Genomic DNA, 19,272 nt, shown 5'->3' with positions numbered 1-19,272 from the left:
TGGCCGGACGGCGACCCGGAGCGCAGCCGTCCGGTGCGGCATGATGGGGCCCATGGGGACCGAGGGGGACGACTTCCGTGTGATTGCGGGCCGTTACCGTCTGGAGGCCCGCATCGGGCGCGGCGGGATGGGTGTCGTATGGCGGGCGACCGACCAGCTGCTGGGCCGGCGGGTGGCGGTCAAGGAGCTCGCCCAGGACGACTCCCTCTCGGACGACGACGCCCGACGGCACCGTGACCGCACCCTTCGCGAGGCCCGCGCGGTGGCGCAGCTGCGCCACTCGCACATCATCGTGGTGCACGACGTCGTCGAGGACGACGAGCGGCCGTACATCGTGATGGAGCTGATCGACGGCGGATCGCTCGCCGACCGCGTCTCGGCGCGCGGTCCGGTCGATGCCGCCGAGGCCGCCCGTATCGGCATCGACCTGCTGAGCGCGCTGCGCACCGCGCACGCGGCCGGTGTGCTGCACCGGGACATCAAGCCCGCGAACGTCCTGGTCGAGGCCGGTACCGACCGGGTCGTCCTCACCGACTTCGGTATCGCGCAGGTCGCGGGCGCCACCACGCTCACCGAGACCGGTTCCTTCGTGGGCTCGCCCGAATACACCGCGCCCGAGCGGATGTCCGGGGTCAGGACCGGGCCGGAGTCCGACCTGTGGTCGCTCGGCGCGCTGCTGTGCGCGGTGCTGAGCGGCGAGTCACCGTTCCGGCGCGACTCGCTCGGCGGCATCCTGCACGCCGTCGTCGCCGGCGAGATCCGTCCGCCCGCGCAGGCCGAGCCGCTGCTGCCCGTCGTACGGGGGCTGCTGGAGCGCGATCCGGACCGGCGGCTGGACGCCGCGGAGGCGGAGCGGATGCTGCGGGCGTTCCTGGAGACGGGGCGTACGCCGGTGAGCACGTCCGGCAAGAGCCGTACGCCCGGGCCCGGCTCGGGCCGCACACCGAAACTGCAGGTCCCCTACACGCCGACGCAGCGCGATGTGCCCCGCCCGGAGCCGACGTCGCCCGGGGTGGATCCGCAGGCCAGGCAGTCCACGCGGGGCGTGCTGCTGGCGGCGCTGCTCGTCGCCGCGATGGCAGGGGCGGGCGTGTCTGCTGCGGCCCTGCTGATGAAGGGGGGCGGCGGGGACGGCGGCGGTGTGCCGACGAGTTCGGCGCCGCACACGTCCGCGACCGCCCCGACGCCTTCCGCGGTCACCCCCACGGTCACCGTGACCGGCTCCCCGTCCGGCAACGCCTCCCTGTCCCCCAGCGCGGCCAACACCCGTACGGCACCCTCGGGTTACCGCATCGCCGAGGACCCGGGCGGGTTCTCCGTCGCCGTACCCGAGGGGTTCACGCGCAAGCCGCAGGGCGAGCGCATCTTCTACATGTCGCCGGGGGAGGCCTTCCGCCTCGGCATCAAGGTGTCCGACCCCGAAACGGGCGGCCCGTCGGCCGTGATGCACCGGGCGGCCGCCGAGGGCCCGAGCACGAACCCCGGCTACCACGACGGCCGGGTCACCCGGACCACGCACAACGGACACCCCGCCGCGCTCTGGGAGTTCAGCTGGAACGGCTTCAGCGCGGCGGAGGGGCCCCGGCACACCTACGACGTGTGCTGGGAGGAGGCCGGGCAGTTGTACGACGTGTGGGTGTCGGCGCCGGTCGGCAAGGTGCGGGAGGCGCGGGAGTACTTCGACGTCGCGGTGGACACGTTCGTACGGTCCTGAAACGGCCGGGAACGGGAGATTCCCGGCATCCTGGGTCACGGGTCTGTGACCGGTCGGCGTCAGCTGTGGAAGCGTCGGCGCGTGGCGCGATATGGATGGACCCATGAGAGGCAACGGGGGAGCCCGCCAAGGGGCCGACGAGCCGACGAGTTTCGGTCTGCAACCGCCGAACCCGCCCGCGCACCTGCCCCACCCGGGCAATCCGTACGCGGAGCGGCTGATCGCCGGTCGCTACCGGCTGCTCGCCAAGCTGGGCCACGGCGGAATGGGCACGGTGTGGCGGGCCAAGGACGAGACGGTGGACCGCGAGGTCGCGGTGAAGGAGCCGCGCGTACCGGACCATCTTCCCGAGCGTGAACGTGCCAACGCCTACGAGCGAATGCGCCGCGAGGCCCGTGCGGCGGCCCGGCTCGACCATCCGGCGGTGGTGAACGTCCACGACGTGGCGATCGTGGACGGCAAGCCATGGATCGTCATGGAACTGGTTCACGGGCGGACGCTCGGCGACGCCCTCCAGGAGGGCACCCTCGACGCGCGCGAGGCGGCCCGGATCGGTCTTCAGGTGCTGGGCGCGCTGGAGGCGGCGCACGCGGCGGGCGTTCTGCACCGCGACGTCAAGCCGGACAACGTACTGCTCGGCCGGCACGACCGGGTCGTCCTCACCGACTTCGGCATCGCGCAGATCGAGGGCGAGACGAATCTGACGGACACGGGCGGCTTCGTGGGCTCGCCCGAGTACATCGCGCCGGAGCGGGTGCTGGGGCAGCGGCCCGGCCCGGCGAGCGATCTGTGGTCCCTGGGCGTGGTCCTGTACGCGGCCACGGAGGGGGTCTCGCCCTTCCGGCGCAGCAACACCCCGGCCACCCTCCAGTCGGTCCTCAACGCCACGCCCGCGCCGCCCGCCTCCGCGCGGGGACCGCTGGCCGAGGCCATCAACGGCCTCCTCCAGAAGGACCCGGCACACCGCCCGGACGCGGCCCGGGTCCGCGCCCTGCTGGAGACGGCCGCGAACCCGCCCGCCCCGGAGCCCACCCGGGTCGTGCAGGTCGCCGGGCCCGCCGCGCCTTCCCGCCGGCTCGGCCGCAAGGCATGGCTCGGCGTCGGCGCGCTGGTCGTCGCGGCGGTGGTGGCGGGGTACCTGGTGCTCGCCGACCCCTTCGCGGGGCCGCTCCCCGACGGCTGGAAGAAGGCGCCGAGCCCCCGGCTGGGCGCGACCGTGGCGTTCCCCGACACATACAGGCCGGGTCACCCGGCCAAGAACGACTCCGACAAGAACTGGGTCACCTACACCGACGAGAGCGGCGCCATCTGGATCGCCCTGAAACTGTCCAGGAAGTCCGACGACTCCCTCCACGAGATCAAGAACTCCGCGCCGGCCCAGATGTACGCCGACAACGAGAAGTTCAAGAGCGACGGCGATTACACCGTCGGCATGCCCAAGGGGCCGAGGACGCACGTCGACGGTGACGCCAGGTACCACGGCAGGCAGGCGGCGATGAACACCGTCGTCTACACGACCGACGACAGCCAGAACCCGCGCCTGCGCGAACTGCGGATCTTCTACTACCGGACCAAGGCCGGGGACATGTACAAGCTCACCATCAGCTACCCGGGCAGGGGCGACTTCACCGCCCGGGGCCGGGAGGTGGCGAAGGCGGCGATCGCGAACCTGGGCGTCGACCGGCCCTGACCGCGCCGGGGCCTCGGGGGGTGCTCGAACGGGCAGTGGACGAGCGGGAGTTGGCGAGTGCTCGAACCGGCGGCGGACGAGCGGGAGTTGGCGGTCCCCGTGCCGCCCGCTTCGACAAGAGCCCGGTATGCACGGTACTCATGAGGCATGAGCGAAGACGGCGAACATGCGCCCGACGGACGCGAATCCGGCGGGTTTCTGCTCGGCGGACGCTACCGGCTGACCGAGCGCATCGGCTCCGGCACGACGGGCACCGTGTGGCGGGCGCGCGACGAGGCGGGGGAGCGGGACGTCGCCGTCAAGGAACTCCGGCTCACCGGTGACCCGGAGGACGAGGACCACCGGCGGGGCGTCCACCGGCTGCACCACGAGGCGCGGGCCGCCTCCCGCGTCGACCACCCCGCCGCCCTCGCCATCCACGAGGTCGTGGTCGAGGACGGACTTCCCTGGATCGTCATGGAGTTCGTCCACGGGGAGTCGCTCCGCACGGCCCTCGAACGCGGGCCCCTCGACCCCGCCGAGGCCGCGCGCGTCGGGCTCGCCGTCCTCGGTGCCCTGCGCGCCGCGCACTGCGTCGGCATCGTGCACCGTGACGTCAAGCCGGAGAACGTCCTTCTGGAATCCGGCACCGACCGCGTGGTCCTCACCGACTTCGGCATCGGCCACGGCCCCGTCCCCGGCGAGACCCTCGGCTTCGTCGCCCCGGAGCAGCTGGCGGGGCGTGGCGCCGGGCCCGCCTCCGACCTCTGGTCCCTGGGCGCCCTGCTCCACGCCGCCGTGGACCATGAGCACGAGCAGGCCGGACCGCTCTCGGCGCTGCTCGCGCGGCTCCGGGCGGAGTTGCCGGAGCAGCGGCCGGGAGCGGAGGAGGTGGCGGCCGTACTGGAGGACATCGCCGGGGTGCCCTCGCCGCCGCCGGCACCCGAGCCCGTACCCGGGCCGGAGCCGCTGCGCATACCGGCCCCTGTACCCGCGCTCGAAATGACACCCCCGCCCCGGCGCCCCCTGCTCACCGCCCTCGGCCTGCTCCTCCCGAGAAAACCGGGAGTGGACTGAATCACCGGACGACCGTCGCCGCACAACCCCTGATCAGCGCATTTGCTGCCAGTGGTCACTGGCGGTGTGTGAGCAGTCCGTGAATCCCCGTTACCGGCGGGTACCCAAAGCTTCCGCTCCGGCATACCCTGCGCGTCATGACGGACTCGCAGGCCCCGGAACAGGCCACGGAAATCACTGGCACGAATCCCCTCGCCCCCGCCCCCGCGGGCGCCCGTACCGCCGCCGACGTGGTCACCCCGGAGCTGGTCGCCCAGCTCACCAAGGGCGTGGTCGGCTCCGGCCGTACCGCCAACCACACGCCCTTCACCGGCGAGAAGCTGGCCGATCTGCCCGAGTCCACCCCCGAGGACGTGGCCAAGGCCTTCGAGGCCGCCCGCGCCGCCCAGGCCGTCTGGGCCCAGCGGCCGGTACGCGAGCGCGCCGCCGTCCTCCTGCGCTTCCACGACCTGATCCTGGAGCGCCAGGCCGAGGTGCTCGACCTCATCCAGCTGGAGACCGGCAAGGCCCGCCTGCACGCCCACGAGGAGGTCCAGGCCGTCGTCGTCGCCTCCCGGCACTACGGCCGCAAGGCACCCGCCTACCTGGGGCCGAAGCGGCACGCCGGTGCCATGCCCACCCTGACGAAGGTGACCGAGCTGCGCCACCCGCGCGGTGTCGTCGGCCAGATCGCCCCCTGGAACTACCCCCTCGAACTCTCCGTCGGCGACGCCCTGCCCGCCTTCGTCGCGGGCAACGCCGTCGTCATGAAGCCCGACACCGAGACCTGTCTGACGGCCCTGTGGGCCCGGGACCTGCTGATCGAGGCCGGCCTGCCCGCCGATGTCTTCCAGGTCGTGCTCGGCGAGGGCCCGGTCGTCGGACCGGAGGTCGTCAAGCACGCCGACTACGTCTCCTTCACCGGCTCCACCCGCACCGGGCGCGAGGTCGCGCAAGGTGCGGCGGCCCGCCTGGTCGGCGTCTCCCTCGAACTCGGCGGCAAGAACGCCATGCTGGTCCTGGAGGACGCCGACATCGAGAAGGCGGCCGCCGGCGCGGTCCGCGCCTGCTTCTCCTCCGCGGGCCAGCTCTGCATCTCCATCGAGCGGCTGTACGTCCACGAGTCGATCGCCGACGCCTTCCTGGAGCGCTTCGCCGCCCGTACGAAGGCCATGCGCCTCGGCAGGTCGCTGGCCTACGGCGCCGACATGGGCTCGCTGGTCGGCGAGCGGCAGCTGGAGACCGTCAAGCGGCATGTCGAGGAGGCTGTCGCCAAGGGCGCCAGGCTGGTCGCCGGTGGCGTCGCCCGTCCCGACATCGGCCCGTACTTCTTCGAGCCGACCATCCTCGACGGCGTCGAGACCCCGATGGCCGTGTGCGCGGAGGAGACCTTCGGCCCGGTCGTCTCCCTCTACCGCTTCAAGAGCGACGACGAGGCGGTGGAGGCGGCCAACTCGACGCCGTACGGCCTCAATTCCTCGGTCTGGACGAAGGACGGCCGGCGCGGCCGCGATGTCGCCTCCCGGCTGCGCACCGGCACCGTGAACGTCAACGAGGGCTACGCCCCGGCCTACGGCAGCGTCCAGTCGCCGATGGGCGGCATGAAGGACTCCGGCCTCGGCCGCCGGCACGGCTCCGAGGGCATCCTCAAGTACACCGAGGCCCAGACCGTCGCCCAGCAGCGGCTGCTGCCGATGGCTCCGTCGCTGGGCATGGACGACGAGAAGTACGCGCGGTTCATGAGCCGGAGCCTCCGGCTGATGAAGGCGTTCCGCTTCCGCTAGACAGAACCCCGTTCTCAACGAGGAGAGCAGCACGTGTCGCAGGAGAAGTCTGTCCAGACCCGGGACGAGGACGGGTACGACTACGACGTCATCGTCGTGGGATCGGGGTTCGGCGGGTCCGTGACCGCGCTGCGCCTGACCGAGAAGGGCTACCGCGTCGGCGTCCTGGAGGCCGGCCGCCGCTTCACCCGCGACACCCTCCCGAAGAACTCGTGGGACCTGAAGAACTACCTCTGGGCCCCCAGGCTCGGCATGTACGGCATCCAGCGCATCCATCTGCTGGGCAATGTGATGGTGCTGGCCGGCGCCGGAGTGGGCGGCGGCTCGCTCAACTACGCCAACACCCTCTACGTACCGCCGAAGGCCTTCTTCGACGACCCGCAGTGGCGCGACATCACCGACTGGCAGGAGGAGCTGAAGCCGTACTACGACCAGGCGCGGCGCATGCTCGGCGTACGGCTCAACCCGACCATGACCCCCTCCGACGTGCACCTGAAGGCGGCGGCGCAGCGGATGGGGGTCGGCGACACCTTCCACATGGCGCCGGTCGGGGTGTTCTTCGGGGACGGCGACGACGCCGACGGAAAGTCGAGGACGCGGCCGGGTCAGGAGGTCGCCGACCCGTACTTCGGCGGGGTGGGCCCGTCCCGCAAGGCCTGCACCGAGTGCGGTGAGTGCATGACCGGCTGCCGGCACGGCGCGAAGAACACCCTCAACGAGAACTACCTCCACCTCGCCGAGAAGGCGGGCGCGGTGGTCCACCCCATGACGACGGTCGTGTCCGTCACGGACGACTCCCGGGGCGGATACGCCGTCGCGACCCTGCCGACGGACGAGAAGAAGAAGGGCAAGGGGCGCACCTTCACCGCGCGGCGGGTCGTCATCGCGGCCGGCACCTACGGCACCCAGACGCTGCTGCACCGCATGAAGGCGAACGGCCAGTTGCCCCACCTCTCCGGCCGGCTGGGCGATCTGACCCGCACCAACTCCGAGGCGCTGGTGGGCGCCCAGACCGACGACCGGCGCTACCGCAAGGCGCACGGCACGAAGGCCGACTTCACCCGGGGTGTGGCGATCACCTCCTCGATCCACCCGGACGAGGACACGCACATCGAGCCGGTCCGCTACGGCAAGGGCTCCAACGCGATGGGCGGCATGTCGATCCTCCAGGTCCCGTACGCCGAGGGCTCCTCGCGCGTGCTGGCCTGGCTGGCGAACGCGGCACGCCACCCGCTGCTGGTAGCTCGCTCTCTCTCCAACCGCCGCTGGTCGGAGCGGACCATCATCGGCCTGGTGATGCAGTCGCTGGACAACTCCCTGACGACGTATCTGAAGCCGAACGGCGTCGGCAAGGGCCTGCTCACCGCCCGCCAGGGTCATGGCGCGCCCAACCCGAAGCAGATCAGGGCGGCCTCGGAGGCGGCCTCCGCGCTGGCCTCGGAGATCAACGGCTTCGCGGGCAGCAACGTAGGCGAGCTGATGGGCACCCCGCTGACCGCGCACTTCCTCGGCGGCTGTCCGATCGGAGCCTCACCCGAGACCGGTGTGATCGACCCGTACCACCGGCTGTACGGCCACCCCGGAATATCGGTGGTCGACGGCGCGGCGGTGTCGGCGAACCTGGGCGTCAACCCGTCGCTGACGATCACCGCGCAGGCCGAGCGGGCGATGTCGTACTGGCCCAACAAGGGCGAGGCGGACCCGCGCCCGGCGCAGGGCGTGGCGTACGAACGCCTGAAGCCGGTGGAGCCGGCGAACCCGGTGGTCCCGGCGGACGCGTTCGGCGCACTGCGGCTGCCGTTCCTGGGGATGCCGGCGGTACCGCCGAAGGAGTAGCCCGCGACGGCCGACAGCACGGCAGAGAAAAAGGGACCTGCGCCCCCCCTCCGAGCGCAGGTCCCTCTCTTGTCTGTGCGTACCGGCTACGCGCCGGCCGCGGTCCTCCGGCGGCGCACCACGAACACCGCGCCCGCACCGGCGACGACGGCGACACCGCCGACGAGGCCGAGCACCGGCAGCGCGGAGCTGGAGCCGGTCTCGGCGAGGTTGCCGGTCGGCAGGTCGGAGACGTCACCCTGCGGCTTCTTCGGCGAGTCCTTGCTGCCGTTGTCGCTCGGGGTGGCGTCACCCGGCTCGGGGTTCGAGGAGCCGGCCTTCAGGACCTCGAAGTCGTACTGGGCCCAGCCCTCGGCGATGCAGTCCTGGCCCTTGACGTTGTCGAGGTAGGCGCCGGAGCCGAAGGAGTAGGCGTCGCCGGCGGGGGCCTTGGCGTCGATGCTGACGCGCAGGTCGATCGACTGGCTCGCGCCGGACTTCAGCTTCTCCACGTAGAAGAAGTAGTCGCCGGCCCAGTCGTCGCTGCCGATGCGGTCCCAGGAGCCGTCCTCGGGGTTCTTGAACTCCAGGTCGACGTACGGGCTCAGGTACTTCGACTCGTCGAGCTCGTAGTTCTCGACCTCGGCGTAGAAGGCGACGCCCTTGATGTCGGCCTTGGAGTCGTTGGTGACGACCAGCTTGAAGTTGTGGAAGCCGTCACCCGCGACGATCTTGCCCGGCAGGCCCTTGATGTCGGCGGACACCTTGGCGTCGCCGAAGTTCTCGTCGAGGTCCTCGCAGAACGGCACGTCGGGGTCCGACGGGTCCTCGCTCGGCTCGGCCGTCTCGGAGGGCTCGGGCTCGGTGGACGCGCTCGCGCTGCCGCTCGGGGTCACCGAGGCGGACGCGCTGCTGCCCGGCGTCTCGGTGGTGGGAGGAGGCGTCTCGGTCTCGGGTGCGGACGCGGAGGCCGTGTCGCTCGGAATCTCGGTGGGCGCCTCGGACGTCACGGTCTCGGTGGGAGTGGGCGACGTGGACTCGTCCGCGAAAGCGGCAGGCGCGGACAGGAGAGCGAGCGGGGCTATGACAGCCGTCGCGGCAGCTGCGGCCATGGCACGGCGAAGCTTCATGAAGACCTCGAGGAGTCCGGCGTGCCGCGGCGGGCGGCACGAAGTGGAGGCGGGCTCCGCGTGTGGGGCGCGGGTGTGACCCTTGGTTTCTGCTGTGTGACCGGCTCTTACCGGCTCTTACCGGTTTCTTTGATTCAGCGGGTTTGATCACTGAGGTGGGTGAAAGGTTGCACGCTCACTCACAGGATTCTTATGTGGCCTGGGTCACATGTGAGCTGAGAAAGGGCCGCACGAGATCGCGCGGGCACGAGATCGCGCGGGCACGAGATCGCGCGGGCACGAGAGCATGCGGGCATGCGGGCATGCGAAGGGCCCCGCGGGACGGAACCGCGGGGCCCTTCTCCGTCAGCACCGACGTCAGGGCAGCGTCGGTGCCCGGGGAGCGGCGCCGGGGGGTTGCGCCGCTTGCTCTCTGTTGCCCTATCTGCCCTGTGCGCCTCGGTCGGCGCCCCGGCGCATTCGGGGCGCGCGGATGGTCTCGACCTCTGGCGGTCGGGCAGCGCATTGCAATGCGGTTGTGTGTCCGGGGACTTGGGGGGCTTTCTACGCATCGTGCTGGATGGGCGCGGCCTCCGCAACCGTTTGACCCAGCCCTTGTGCATTTTTGCTTTTTCCGCCGGTCGGCCCCGGGCGTCCCCGGAGCCGACCGTTCTCTTGAATGACCGGGCTGCTGTCCCCTGCCGTCCGGTCACCTTCCTGGAGCGAGGTCCCACGACGCACGGCACGATCCGCACGTCTCATCGCTCCAGCGAGCCACGCGTGGTTCTTTCGGGCCCGCCCCTGGCTGGCACGGACACCGGGACCAACGAAGCGGTGCGCGGGCCGGTCACGCGCCGTACGGGTGAGTGCCGACTCGAACTCAGATACGACCACGGCACAGTTCGAGCAGGGTCATGGCGAGGGACGTACCCGGCTTGCCCAGCGCCTCCCGGTAGTGGCCGAGGACCTCCATCTCGCGGGAGAGGTTCACCCGGCGCCCGCCGGAGGTGATCCGGGCCTCCTGGATCACGGCGGACACCGCCATCCGTTCCTGGATCAGTCCGATGATCCGGTCGTCGAGCGTATCGATGCGTTCCCGCGCACCGGTGATCACATCGGCGGCCTCGGCGGTACGGGCGCCGGTCTTCTCTGCGGGGGTGACGGTCATGTCGGGGGCTCCTCATCGGTTCGGACGCGATGCCCCGGAACGGCAGGACCCGGAAAACGACAGGCGCCCCGGGCCTTGTCGGCCCGGGGCGCCTGGGAAGTCGCTCGGCGTTTCGCTCAAGCAGGACGACCATGGCAGCCGGCGGGCCGGTTGCCATAGGTAAAGAGGAAGGTCATCTGCGTGAGCATGGTGGTCAGTATGCCACGCCGCATTCCTGATCTGTCGGGGGTCCGGGGACGGCAGCCTTGGGACGAGGGCGAGGTCACCCACGCCCGCCCCGTTAGAATCGACAGCACAGACCCCCGCCCAAACCGCCGGAAGGCACCCCGTGTCATCAGCGACTTCCGCTGCCGCCACCCCCGACACCGTTCTGGTCGTCGACTTCGGCGCGCAGTACGCCCAGCTCATCGCCCGTCGCGTCCGCGAGGCGCGGGTCTACAGCGAGATCGTGCCGAGCACCATGCCGGTCGCGGAGATGCTCGCCAAGAAGCCCGCGGCGATCATCCTCTCCGGCGGCCCCTCGTCCGTGTACGAGCAGGGCGCCCCCGGCCTCGACCGCGCGCTCTTCGAGGCCGGCGTCCCCGTCTTCGGTATGTGCTACGGCTTCCAGCTGATGGCGCAGTCCCTCGGCGGCACGGTCGACAACTCCGGCGCCCGTGAGTACGGCCGTACGGACATGTACGTCTCCAGGACGTCCTCCACCCTCTTCGAGGGCACCCCGGCCGAGCAGCACGTGTGGATGTCCCACGGCGACGCCTGCTCCGCCGCCCCCGAGGGCTTCACCGTCACGGCGTCCACGGACGTCGTCCCGGTCGCCGCCTTCGAGAACGACGAGAAGAAGCTGTACGGCGTCCAGTACCACCCCGAGGTCATGCACTCCACGCACGGCCAGCAGGTTCTGGAGCACTTCCTCTACCGCGGCGCGGGTCTGTCCCCGAACTGGACCACGGGCAATGTGATCGACGAGCAGGTCGCCCTGATCCGTGAGCAGGTCGGCGACAAGCGCGCCATCTGCGGCCTGTCCGGCGGTGTGGACTCCGCCGTCGCCGCCGCCCTGGTCCAGAAGGCCATCGGCTCCCAGCTGACCTGCGTGTACGTCGACCACGGCCTGATGCGCAAGGGCGAGACCGAGCAGGTCGAGAAGGACTTCGTGGCCGCGACCGGCGTGCAGCTGAAGGTCGTGGACGCGGAGGAGCGGTTCCTCACCGCCCTCAAGGGGGTCTCGGACCCCGAGGAGAAGCGGAAGATCATCGGCCGCGAGTTCATCCGCGTCTTCGAGCAGGCGCAGGCCGAGATCATCGCCGACGAGGGCCCGGCCGTCGAGTTCCTCGTCCAGGGCACGCTCTACCCCGACGTGGTCGAGTCCGGTGGCGGCACCGGCACCGCCAACATCAAGTCCCACCACAACGTCGGCGGCCTCCCCGAGGACCTGGAGTTCAAGCTCGTCGAGCCGCTCCGCAAGCTCTTCAAGGACGAGGTCCGGATGGTCGGCCAGGAGCTCGGCCTGCCCGAGGAGATCGTCCAGCGCCAGCCCTTCCCGGGCCCCGGCCTCGGCATCCGCATCGTCGGTGAGGTCACCAAGGAGCGCCTGGACCTGCTGCGCGAGGCCGACGCCATCGCCCGCGAGGAGCTGACCGCGGCCGGCCTCGACCGCGACATCTGGCAGTGCCCGGTGGTCCTGCTCGCGGACGTCCGCAGCGTCGGCGTCCAGGGCGACGGCCGCACCTACGGCCACCCGATCGTCCTGCGCCCGGTCTCCTCCGAGGACGCGATGACCGCCGACTGGTCGCGCCTGCCGTACGAGGTCCTCGCGCGCATCTCGACCCGCATCACCAACGAGGTCCGCGACGTCAACCGCGTCGTCCTCGACGTGACCTCGAAGCCGCCGGGCACCATCGAGTGGGAGTAGCCCTCCCGGCTCCGAAGGTCACGTCCGCTTGAGGGTGCGCACCGGCTCTCCGGGCTTCCAGACCTGGGCGACGAGGTACTTGTCGTCCTCGACACAGGTCCGTACGACCTCCGTCAGCTCGGTGCGGAAGAGGTGGAACGGCTGCGGCGGTTCCACCTCTTCCATGTACGCCCCCTTCACCTCCGGGTCCTCGACCTCGACCGCCCGCCCGGCGATCCGGATGTCCCCGCCGCCCATCGCGGTGCCCGGCCCCGGGTTCGCCTGCAGCGCGAACCTCGGGTCCCGGAGCAGGTCGAGGGCCTTGAGCGAGCCCGGCATCATGCCGAGCCACAGCTCACCGTTCAGGAAGCGGACCTCCAGGCCGGTGGTGCGCGGGGAGCCGTCCTTGCGGAGCGTGGCGAGGACGTGATGCGTGAAGGCACCGAAGCGCTCTTCCGCGATCTTCGCGAGTTCGGGTTCCGCCTCGGTGAAAGCCGCCCAGTTCACTGCCGTATTCGCTGTCATACGGCGAGTGTGGCGGTGATACCTGACATCCTCTGTCGGGTATCCGAGGCACCCGAGGCACCCGAGGTGTCCGAGGTGTCCGAGGTCATGCCGCGAACGGCACCGGCCGCACGTACTGCTCCCGCCCCGCCTGGTCCCGCACCTGTGCGCACCCGGCCGCGGTGAGCTGCCGGGCCAGCTTCGCGCGGCGGACGGTGTTGACGCGGAGCGCGCCGAGCAGGCACACCGGCATCAGTACGGCGAGCGGCAGCAGCACGGCGTAGACGCCGGTGATCACCGCCAGCAGCAGGAACAGGGCCCCGAAGCCCCAGGCCATCGTCAGCAGCTGCTTCCGGTTGCCGGCCTCGACCAGGCCGTCGTACCTGATGAGGGCGCAGATCAGATCGACGTCCGCCGCGGCCTCGGGGACCGGGGTGAGCGAGTTCAGATACATGCCCGGCACCGGACCGCCCGCTCCCACCTGCGTGAACGTGGCCGCGTTCGTCGCCGCGCGCTGCTGGGCCCACGGCTCGGGGTCACGCGCGAGATGGATGTGCAGCACCTTGTGGCGGCCGAGGAGGCGGACGCCGGCGTAGCGGAACCCGAAGCACTCGGCGACGTACACGAGCGCGCCCATGGTCTTCAGCTCGGCGAAGGGATGGATCAGTTCGACGTGCTGCTGGGTCGCGAGCTGCCGCATGAGGCTGTTGAGATGGCGTTCGGCTTGGCTCATGGAGGGCTCCGGGTGACTGAGAACTGCTGCTGAACTTCGGGTTCCGCATCACAGACCACCGAGCCCCCGGAACGGTTGCGGCGTCTTCTTTACAGAACGGCTCTGTTCTCCTGCGCTGACCGACGGTAACTTCCGCCACGTAAAGCAAAACCCAGTGCAGGAGGACCTATGCACGGGCCGACCCCGCCCCTGCCGCTGCCCACCGACCAGCTGCAGTTCGCGATGCCGCCGATGCACGACTCGCTCGACGACGAACGCCGGCACCGCAAGGAACGGCTCGCGGGCGCGCTCCGGCTCTTCGGCCGGTCCGGATTCGAGGACGGGGTCTCCGGCCACATCACCGCACGCGACCCGGAGTTCTCCGACTGCTTCTGGGTCAATCCGTTCGGGATGCCGTTCAAGCACGTCACCGTCAGCGACCTGGTCCTCGCCAACCAGGACGGGCAGGTGATCGAGGGCCGCTACCACGTCAACCAGGCGGCGTTCACCGTGCACGCCCAGGTGCACGCCGCCCGCCCGGACGTCGTCGCCGTCGCCCACTGCCACTCGGTGCACGGCCGCGCCCTGTCCGCGCTCGGCGACCTGCTCGACCCCCTCAGCCAGGAGAGCTGCGCCTTCTACGAGGACCACGCCCTGTACGACGCCTACACGGGCGTCGCCGTCGACGTCGAGGAGGGCCGCCGGATCGCGGCCGCGCTCGGCTCCCGCAAGGCCCTCGTCCTGCGCAACCACGGGCTGCTGACGGTCGGCGACTCGGTGGACGCGGCGGCCTGGTGGTTCATGTCGATGGAGAAGTCCTGCCAGGTGCAGCTGATGGCGAAGGCGGCGGGCCGCCCCCTGCTCATCGACCACAAACTGGCGGTGGCGACCCGTGAACAGCTCGGCGGCGACCTGGTGGCCTGGATCAACTACCAGCCGCTGTGGCAGGACATCAGCCGCAGCGAGCCGGATCTGCTCAGCTAGGGCATGTCCGGCGGATCATGCCGCAGACCGCTAGAACCCGCGCAGGACAACCGCCTTCGTCATCGCGAACTCCTCGTCCGTGAGCACCCCTTCCCGGTGCAGCTCGCCCAGTTCCCGCAGCCGGCGCAGCAGTACGTCGTGATGGTCGGCCGGCGGCGGCAGCGCACCCGCGGGCCGGTCCCGGTCGGCGTACGGGACGCCGGTCCGGGTGGACGGATGCGGCAGCCGCGCGGTGACCGCGGCCGCGACCAGCGCGGTGAGCAGATCGCGGCGGACACTGCCCCACAGGTCGAGGGCGTACGGGTCGCGCTCGGGCGGCAGCCTGGAGAACACCGTCTCGCGCAACGCGAACCGCAGGAGGCCGTCCTCGTAGCCGGAGTTGGGCAGCCACTCGACCTGGGCCAGGTCGACGACGTTGATGATCCGGGGTCCGGTGGCCCGTTTGACCCGGTCCGAGGTGTCGGCCCAGTCGATACGGACCTGGGTGCCGTCGAAGGAGACCGTGCCGTCGGAGGAACGCACCGATACCGGCACCGGCGGCCCGGGCAGCAGATAGGCCTTGGTGGGCTCCTTGGGGATCCGGTCGAGGAGGAGCGCGTGCCGGATCTCCTCGGCGATGTACTCGGCGACCCCGGACCGGTCCAGGTCCACCGTCAGCCGATAGGGATCGGCCGGCTCCGGCAGCCGCCCGCCCGTGGCCTGCAACAGCGGATCCGCGCCCTCGCGCAGCCGCACCCGCAGCCGGCCGCGCTTGCGCTCGGGTTCGTAGACCACGCCCGCCACGGCCTCCAGGGGTACGGCGATCTCTCCGTACGTCTGCCGGAACAGCGGCACCGAGCGGTGGAGCCCCGGTGTGATCCGGACCGTGCTGCCGTCGAAGGCCCAGGTCCCGTCCCGCTGGATGATCTCGGCCATACCGAAATTCTCCCAGCCGGGTCAACACGGCGGCCCGCACTTCACCCGCGGTGACCACCTGCCGGACCGGCGCGAGGTGGCGTAGGGCACAATTCGCTTTTGTCACATGGGAGTTGCACGGTCACAGTCGGTCTCCGCGGAGGACGCCGCCGGTCGTGCCCCGGGGGCGTGGGTCGGGTCGTGGGTCGGGTCGTGGGTCATGGGGAAGGCGGGCGTCGGGCGTGGCGGTGCAGGAGGCGAGGCAGGGCGCGCAGGCGGGCGCGCGCGGGGCTGCCCACGGGGGTGGCTGCACCTGCGGGGACTGCCCCCACGGGGCGCGGCAGGGGCATCGGCGGGCCGTCGCCGAATTCCTCCTCAAGCGCGACGAGTTCGCTGCCGGACAGGGGCTGCCCGCAGCGGTGGCCCACTCCGCCTCCGCCTCCCGGCAGTGGGTGTCCGAGGAGTTGACCCAGTCCGCCGAGGTAGTCGCCGAGCGCGGCCGGGAGGCGGGTGACGCCTGGCTGGCGCGGTTGTGGCTGCGCACGCTCTGCGTCCTGTGGGCGGCAGTCGTCCTCCTGCTGCTGGTGGAGTCGCTGACCGCGATCGGCGCGGGCTGGACGAGCGCCCGCACCGCCGCGCTGCTCGCCGCGCTGCTGGTGGCCGGCGCCCTGAGCGGGGCCTCGTGGTTCCACCGGGCGCGCGGCGGGGCGCTGGCGCCGGTGATCGGCGAGGACAACCGGATGTCCACCTCGCGCACCGTGGCGGCGGCCTGGGTGCTGCTCGTGGCGTATGCGGTCCTCGTCCTCGCGGGCCGCCTTGCCGCGGCCTCCGACCACACCGAACGCGACGCGCTCATCTCCGGGCTCGAACTCGCCCGCGGCGCGGGCATGGTGACCGTCCTCGCCGTGGTCTGCGGCATCGCGGTCCTCGTACGGCGCGTGGTCGGCCTGCGGATCCACGGCCAGCGGCTGCAGAAGGTACCCGCACCCCGCCCGCGCGCGGCCGACCTCCTCACCGACGACTCCGGCCGGGGCACCTTCGCCGACATCCAGTACGTCGTGATCAGCGCCGTGGCCCTGCTGTTCGCCGCGGTACGGCTGGCCCGCCGTCCCGACCAGCTGCCCGACCTGCCGTGGGGCCTCGCGGTGCTGGTCCTGGTCTCCGCCCTGACCTACCTGGCCGGCAAGTACGCGGAGGGAGGCCGCCCGGTGATCCTCTCCGTCGTCCGTGCCCGCGAGGCCGGCGATCTGGACGGGCCGATCCGCACGGGCGACGACATCGAGATCCGCGGCGCCTGCTTCGTCCCGCCGGGCGCACAGACCGCGGACCAGCTCTCCCGCCTGGTCGTCCGCATCGGCGCGGTCAACGTCCATGTCCCCCTGATCCCCGTCAGGGGCGGCTTCAGCAACCCCTCGGACACGGTCCTGACGGTGCCGGTGCCCGCGGACGTGGAACCCGGATGTGTGGAGGTGCAGGTGATCACCGCGGCGGGGGTGGCCACGAACCGGTGCACGGTCGAGGTGACGGACTGAGGCCGGCGGATCACCGAACGGGACCACGGGTCGCTTACGTTGGCCGAAGAGACTGAAAAACCTTCGCAACAGGATTGAGCCGGACCCATTCGTCGTACGTAAGGTCTGTTGAGGGGTCTCTGCATGCGGGCGAGAGGCGGCTAGGAACGATGACTCACAGCATCCGTACGGACACGCACACTCCCTATCTCGACGGCGACCGCGACTGGCGGGACACCGCCACCCGCTATGCCCTCCTTCCTCTGCGCATCTTCTTGGGCGTCACCTTCATCTACGCCGGCCTGGACAAGCTGACCAACAGTGCCTTCATGAAGTCGGGCGGTTCCGGATCGATCGGCGACACCATGCGCGCGGTCCGCGGCTCCTCCGCCATCCCGGCCCTGGTCGACCTGGCCCTGAAGAACCCGGTCGGCTTCGGCTACGCCATCGCCTTCGGTGAACTGGCCGTGGGCATCGGCGTCCTGACCGGCCTGTTCGGCCGTCTTGCCGCGCTCGGCGGCGCGCTGATCTCGCTCAGCCTGTGGCTGACGGTGAGCTGGTCCTCCACCCCGTACTACTACGGCAACGACCTCGCCTATCTGATGGCCTGGCTGCCTCTCGTCCTCGCCGGCACCCCGTATCTCTCCCTGGACTCGATGCTGCGCGCACGGCGACGGCAGCGGACGGCGGGCTACCGGTAGCCCGTAGCCCCTCGCGCGATCGTCGGCCCGGGTGGCCGGGCGTGACCGTCAGCCCGGGTGGCCGGGCCCGGTGGTGCCCGTCTCCGGCGCGCTCGTACGGCCCGGCCCTTGCCGTCCGCGTATGAGCCGGGTCAGGGCCGCCGCCGCGCCCGCCAGGCCGAGGCCGCCCACGACGAGGGGGACGGCCGCGAACCAGGGCGTCTCCCACAGACCGCCCGCGTCCCCGGCGTACGCGACGCCCGTGACGGTGAGGAAGAGACCGGCAACCAGCCTTCCGGGCTGGAACTCATGACGTAGCACGGTCCACCTCCGCCTGTCCCACACCGACTTCGAGGTCGATGTCGAGCGTCCCGGCGTTCTTGCCGCCCTTCACGGGTGTCAGTGTCACGTCCTTGTGCTTGCCCGGTGCCACGTCCACGTCCTTCTTGTCCTCACCCGGCAACTGGATGTCGCCGACCCCCACATCGATGCTCATCCGTACGGTCGCGTCCGCCGGCACGATCAGCCGCAGCCGGCCCGCACCCACCGCGGCCTTGGTCTCCACCGTCTCGCCCTTGGCGATGCGCACCCGGGTCAGGTCCAGGGTGCCTTCGCCGGTGCCGAGGTTGTACTTCGGCCGCACCTCCGCCACCGAGGCCGGCTTCCACGACGTACGTATCCAGTGCGTGGTGATGTCCTTGGGCAGGGCCGACGCCCCGGCGAGCAGCGCCGCCGTGACGATCGCCAGGAACACCGACCCCGCGCCCGTACGTCCCAGGACCGCGCTGAGCGCGATGCCGAGACCGAAGACGAGGAGCGCACAGGCAAGGCCGGCCTGCAGGCTGGTGCCCAGCGGATGACCTTCCCAGGTCGCGCCGGTGCCCAGGCCGCCGGCCAGCAGGGCGAGCAGGAAGACCCAGCCGCCGATCCATCGCGGACCGCGCGGCCGCGGGGGCCCGCTGTACGGGGCGCGTACGTCCGCGCGGTTGCTCCAGGAGTTGCCGAGGCCGATGGTGACGGCCGCCGCGATGTCCCGGTCCCGCGAGTCCCCGGGGCCCCACAGATAGCCGGTGCCGCCGACGTGCGTACCGTCCTTGACGATCGGGTCGCGCCACCAGGACGGGTAGGCGGTCGGGACCGGCGGCGCCTGGGCCTCCGGCGGGGCGTCGGCCACGGCCTGCGCCGCCAGGGGGTCGGGGTCGGGCGCGCCGCGCCGCCGCGACCAGTAACCGGCGCCGGCGAGCAGCAGGGAGAGAACGACGGCGAACGTGAGCACTCCGCCGTTCTTCAGCATCGTCAGGAACACTCCGCAGCCGACCAGCGCGAACAGCACGGCCGCGAGGGCCTGCCCGTCGACCCGCCCGGTCAGCAGCTTGCGGACCTCGTTCTCCTCCTCGTCCTCGTACGGCACGAAGAGCCAGGCGAAGCCGTAGAAGATGAGGCCGATCCCGCCCGCCGCGGCGAGCACCGCGAGGGTGATCCGGAAGATCACGGGATCCATGTCGGTGTGCCGCCCGAGCCCGGCGCACACCCCCGAGATCATCTTGTGCCGCCGGTCGCGGCGGAACCTGCGGGGGGATTCGACGGCACCGCCCTCGCCGGGCGCCGTCGCGTCCGCGGCGGGCGCGGCATCCGTCGGCCCGGCGCCCGGGGCGGGGCGCGGGCCGGGGCCGGGTCCCGGACCCGTCGCGGCGTGCTCGTGATCTGTCATGCGTCCATGGTGACGGGCGTGCCGCCGCGACGGCAGCCGGAATGACCCTGGGTGAACCCTGATATCGGCCCTG

16 protein-coding genes are annotated in these 19,272 nt (G+C 71.4%); 9 read left to right on the top strand and 7 right to left on the bottom strand.

Going from position 1 to position 19,272, the window contains the following annotated elements:
• Nucleotides 1-52: 52 nt before the first annotated feature.
• From ACFY1J_RS33055 to ACFY1J_RS33035, 5 genes are all read left to right on the top strand, one after another.
• Nucleotides 53-1,714, top strand: a complete 1,662-nt coding sequence (locus ACFY1J_RS33055; protein WP_390732491.1) for a protein kinase — start codon at nt 53-55, stop codon at nt 1,712-1,714.
• Nucleotides 1,715-1,817: 103 nt separating this feature from the next.
• Nucleotides 1,818-3,404 carry a serine/threonine-protein kinase gene (locus ACFY1J_RS33050; RefSeq protein ID WP_390710156.1) on the top strand — a complete coding sequence of 529 codons (1,587 nt, stop codon included), beginning with the start codon at nt 1,818-1,820 and terminating at the stop codon, nt 3,402-3,404.
• Between the two features lie 147 nt (nt 3,405-3,551).
• Nucleotides 3,552-4,460 carry a serine/threonine-protein kinase gene (locus tag ACFY1J_RS33045; RefSeq protein ID WP_390732490.1) on the top strand — a complete coding sequence of 303 codons (909 nt, stop codon included), beginning with the start codon at nt 3,552-3,554 and terminating at the stop codon, nt 4,458-4,460.
• A 137-nt stretch (nt 4,461-4,597) separates the two neighbouring features.
• On the top strand, nt 4,598-6,223 hold the full coding sequence (locus ACFY1J_RS33040) for a succinic semialdehyde dehydrogenase (protein WP_390710154.1): 1,626 nt from the start codon (nt 4,598-4,600) through the stop codon (nt 6,221-6,223).
• A 33-nt stretch (nt 6,224-6,256) separates the two neighbouring features.
• Nucleotides 6,257-8,059, top strand: coding sequence for a GMC family oxidoreductase N-terminal domain-containing protein (locus tag ACFY1J_RS33035; RefSeq protein ID WP_390710153.1), 1,803 nt, complete (start codon nt 6,257-6,259; stop codon nt 8,057-8,059).
• Between the two features lie 86 nt (nt 8,060-8,145).
• Here the strand turns inward: ACFY1J_RS33035 and ACFY1J_RS33030 are convergent, their stop codons facing one another.
• Together ACFY1J_RS33030 and ACFY1J_RS33025 are read right to left on the bottom strand one after the other, a co-directional pair.
• A complete protein-coding gene (locus tag ACFY1J_RS33030) occupies nt 8,146-9,168 on the bottom strand; it encodes an LAETG motif-containing sortase-dependent surface protein (protein WP_390710152.1) in 1,023 nt (340 codons plus the stop codon).
• An 859-nt stretch (nt 9,169-10,027) separates the two neighbouring features.
• Complete coding sequence (locus ACFY1J_RS33025) at nt 10,028-10,315, bottom strand: chorismate mutase (protein WP_390710151.1); 288 nt, start codon at nt 10,313-10,315, stop codon at nt 10,028-10,030.
• 328 nt (nt 10,316-10,643) lie between these two features.
• Between ACFY1J_RS33025 and guaA the strand changes: the two genes are divergently transcribed.
• Nucleotides 10,644-12,224 carry a glutamine-hydrolyzing GMP synthase gene (guaA, locus tag ACFY1J_RS33020; protein WP_363293732.1) on the top strand — a complete coding sequence of 527 codons (1,581 nt, stop codon included), beginning with the start codon at nt 10,644-10,646 and terminating at the stop codon, nt 12,222-12,224.
• An 18-nt stretch (nt 12,225-12,242) separates the two neighbouring features.
• Here the strand turns inward: guaA and ACFY1J_RS33015 are convergent, their stop codons facing one another.
• Together ACFY1J_RS33015 and ACFY1J_RS33010 are read right to left on the bottom strand one after the other, a co-directional pair.
• Nucleotides 12,243-12,728, bottom strand: a complete 486-nt coding sequence (locus ACFY1J_RS33015) for a pyridoxamine 5'-phosphate oxidase family protein (protein ID WP_390710150.1) — start codon at nt 12,726-12,728, stop codon at nt 12,243-12,245.
• Nucleotides 12,729-12,813: 85 nt separating this feature from the next.
• Nucleotides 12,814-13,440, bottom strand: coding sequence for a hypothetical protein (locus ACFY1J_RS33010; protein WP_390732489.1), 627 nt, complete (start codon nt 13,438-13,440; stop codon nt 12,814-12,816).
• A 168-nt stretch (nt 13,441-13,608) separates the two neighbouring features.
• On the opposite strand from ACFY1J_RS33010, the gene ACFY1J_RS33005 reads away from it, so the two are divergent.
• Entirely contained in the window at nt 13,609-14,403 is a 795-nt protein-coding gene (locus ACFY1J_RS33005; RefSeq protein ID WP_390710148.1) for a class II aldolase/adducin family protein, read from the top strand.
• 30 nt (nt 14,404-14,433) lie between these two features.
• Here ACFY1J_RS33005 and ACFY1J_RS33000 read toward each other — a convergent pair whose 3' ends face one another.
• Entirely contained in the window at nt 14,434-15,318 is an 885-nt protein-coding gene (locus ACFY1J_RS33000; RefSeq protein ID WP_390710147.1) for a DUF4429 domain-containing protein, read from the bottom strand.
• 221 nt (nt 15,319-15,539) lie between these two features.
• Between ACFY1J_RS33000 and ACFY1J_RS32995 the strand changes: the two genes are divergently transcribed.
• Both ACFY1J_RS32995 and ACFY1J_RS32990 read left to right on the top strand, forming a co-directional pair.
• Nucleotides 15,540-16,829: a hypothetical protein gene (locus ACFY1J_RS32995; RefSeq protein WP_390710146.1), complete on the top strand. Its 1,290-nt coding sequence runs from the start codon at nt 15,540-15,542 to the stop codon at nt 16,827-16,829.
• A 149-nt stretch (nt 16,830-16,978) separates the two neighbouring features.
• Complete coding sequence (locus ACFY1J_RS32990) at nt 16,979-17,509, top strand: DoxX family protein (protein ID WP_390710145.1); 531 nt, start codon at nt 16,979-16,981, stop codon at nt 17,507-17,509.
• Nucleotides 17,510-17,557: 48 nt separating this feature from the next.
• On the opposite strand, the gene ACFY1J_RS32985 is transcribed toward ACFY1J_RS32990, so the two are convergent.
• Nucleotides 17,558-17,809, bottom strand: coding sequence for a hypothetical protein (locus ACFY1J_RS32985; protein ID WP_390710144.1), 252 nt, complete (start codon nt 17,807-17,809; stop codon nt 17,558-17,560).
• Nucleotides 17,796-19,199, bottom strand: coding sequence for a PspC domain-containing protein (locus ACFY1J_RS32980; protein ID WP_390710143.1), 1,404 nt, complete (start codon nt 19,197-19,199; stop codon nt 17,796-17,798). Before ACFY1J_RS32980 ends, ACFY1J_RS32985 begins: the two co-directional genes overlap by 14 nt.
• Between the last annotated feature and the right edge of the window lie 73 nt (nt 19,200-19,272).

Origin of the sequence: Streptomyces sp. NPDC001406 (assembly GCF_042895285.1) — a bacterium.
Classification (GTDB): Bacteria; Actinomycetota; Actinomycetes; order Streptomycetales; family Streptomycetaceae; genus Streptomyces.
Note: the sequence above shows the minus strand (reverse complement) of the source record. Positions and strands in the feature narration are given on the sequence as shown.

What these genes read in the sequence shown, in the direction of transcription:
- ACFY1J_RS33030 (WP_390710152.1), bottom strand. Translation starts at nt 9,168, where the DNA reads ATGAAGCTTCGCCGTGCCATGGCCGCAGCTGCCGCGACGGCTGTCATA.
- ACFY1J_RS33040 (WP_390710154.1), top strand. Translation starts at nt 4,598, where the DNA reads ATGACGGACTCGCAGGCCCCGGAACAGGCCACGGAAATCACTGGCACG.
- ACFY1J_RS33000 (WP_390710147.1), bottom strand. Translation starts at nt 15,318, where the DNA reads ATGGCCGAGATCATCCAGCGGGACGGGACCTGGGCCTTCGACGGCAGC.
- ACFY1J_RS33055 (WP_390732491.1), top strand. Translation starts at nt 53, where the DNA reads ATGGGGACCGAGGGGGACGACTTCCGTGTGATTGCGGGCCGTTACCGT.
- ACFY1J_RS32980 (WP_390710143.1), bottom strand. Translation starts at nt 19,199, where the DNA reads ATGACAGATCACGAGCACGCCGCGACGGGTCCGGGACCCGGCCCCGGC.
- ACFY1J_RS33050 (WP_390710156.1), top strand. Translation starts at nt 1,818, where the DNA reads ATGAGAGGCAACGGGGGAGCCCGCCAAGGGGCCGACGAGCCGACGAGT.
- ACFY1J_RS32990 (WP_390710145.1), top strand. Translation starts at nt 16,979, where the DNA reads ATGACTCACAGCATCCGTACGGACACGCACACTCCCTATCTCGACGGC.
- ACFY1J_RS33045 (WP_390732490.1), top strand. Translation starts at nt 3,552, where the DNA reads ATGAGCGAAGACGGCGAACATGCGCCCGACGGACGCGAATCCGGCGGG.
- ACFY1J_RS33015 (WP_390710150.1), bottom strand. Translation starts at nt 12,728, where the DNA reads ATGACAGCGAATACGGCAGTGAACTGGGCGGCTTTCACCGAGGCGGAA.
- ACFY1J_RS33010 (WP_390732489.1), bottom strand. Translation starts at nt 13,440, where the DNA reads ATGAGCCAAGCCGAACGCCATCTCAACAGCCTCATGCGGCAGCTCGCG.
- ACFY1J_RS33005 (WP_390710148.1), top strand. Translation starts at nt 13,609, where the DNA reads ATGCACGGGCCGACCCCGCCCCTGCCGCTGCCCACCGACCAGCTGCAG.
- ACFY1J_RS33025 (WP_390710151.1), bottom strand. Translation starts at nt 10,315, where the DNA reads ATGACCGTCACCCCCGCAGAGAAGACCGGCGCCCGTACCGCCGAGGCC.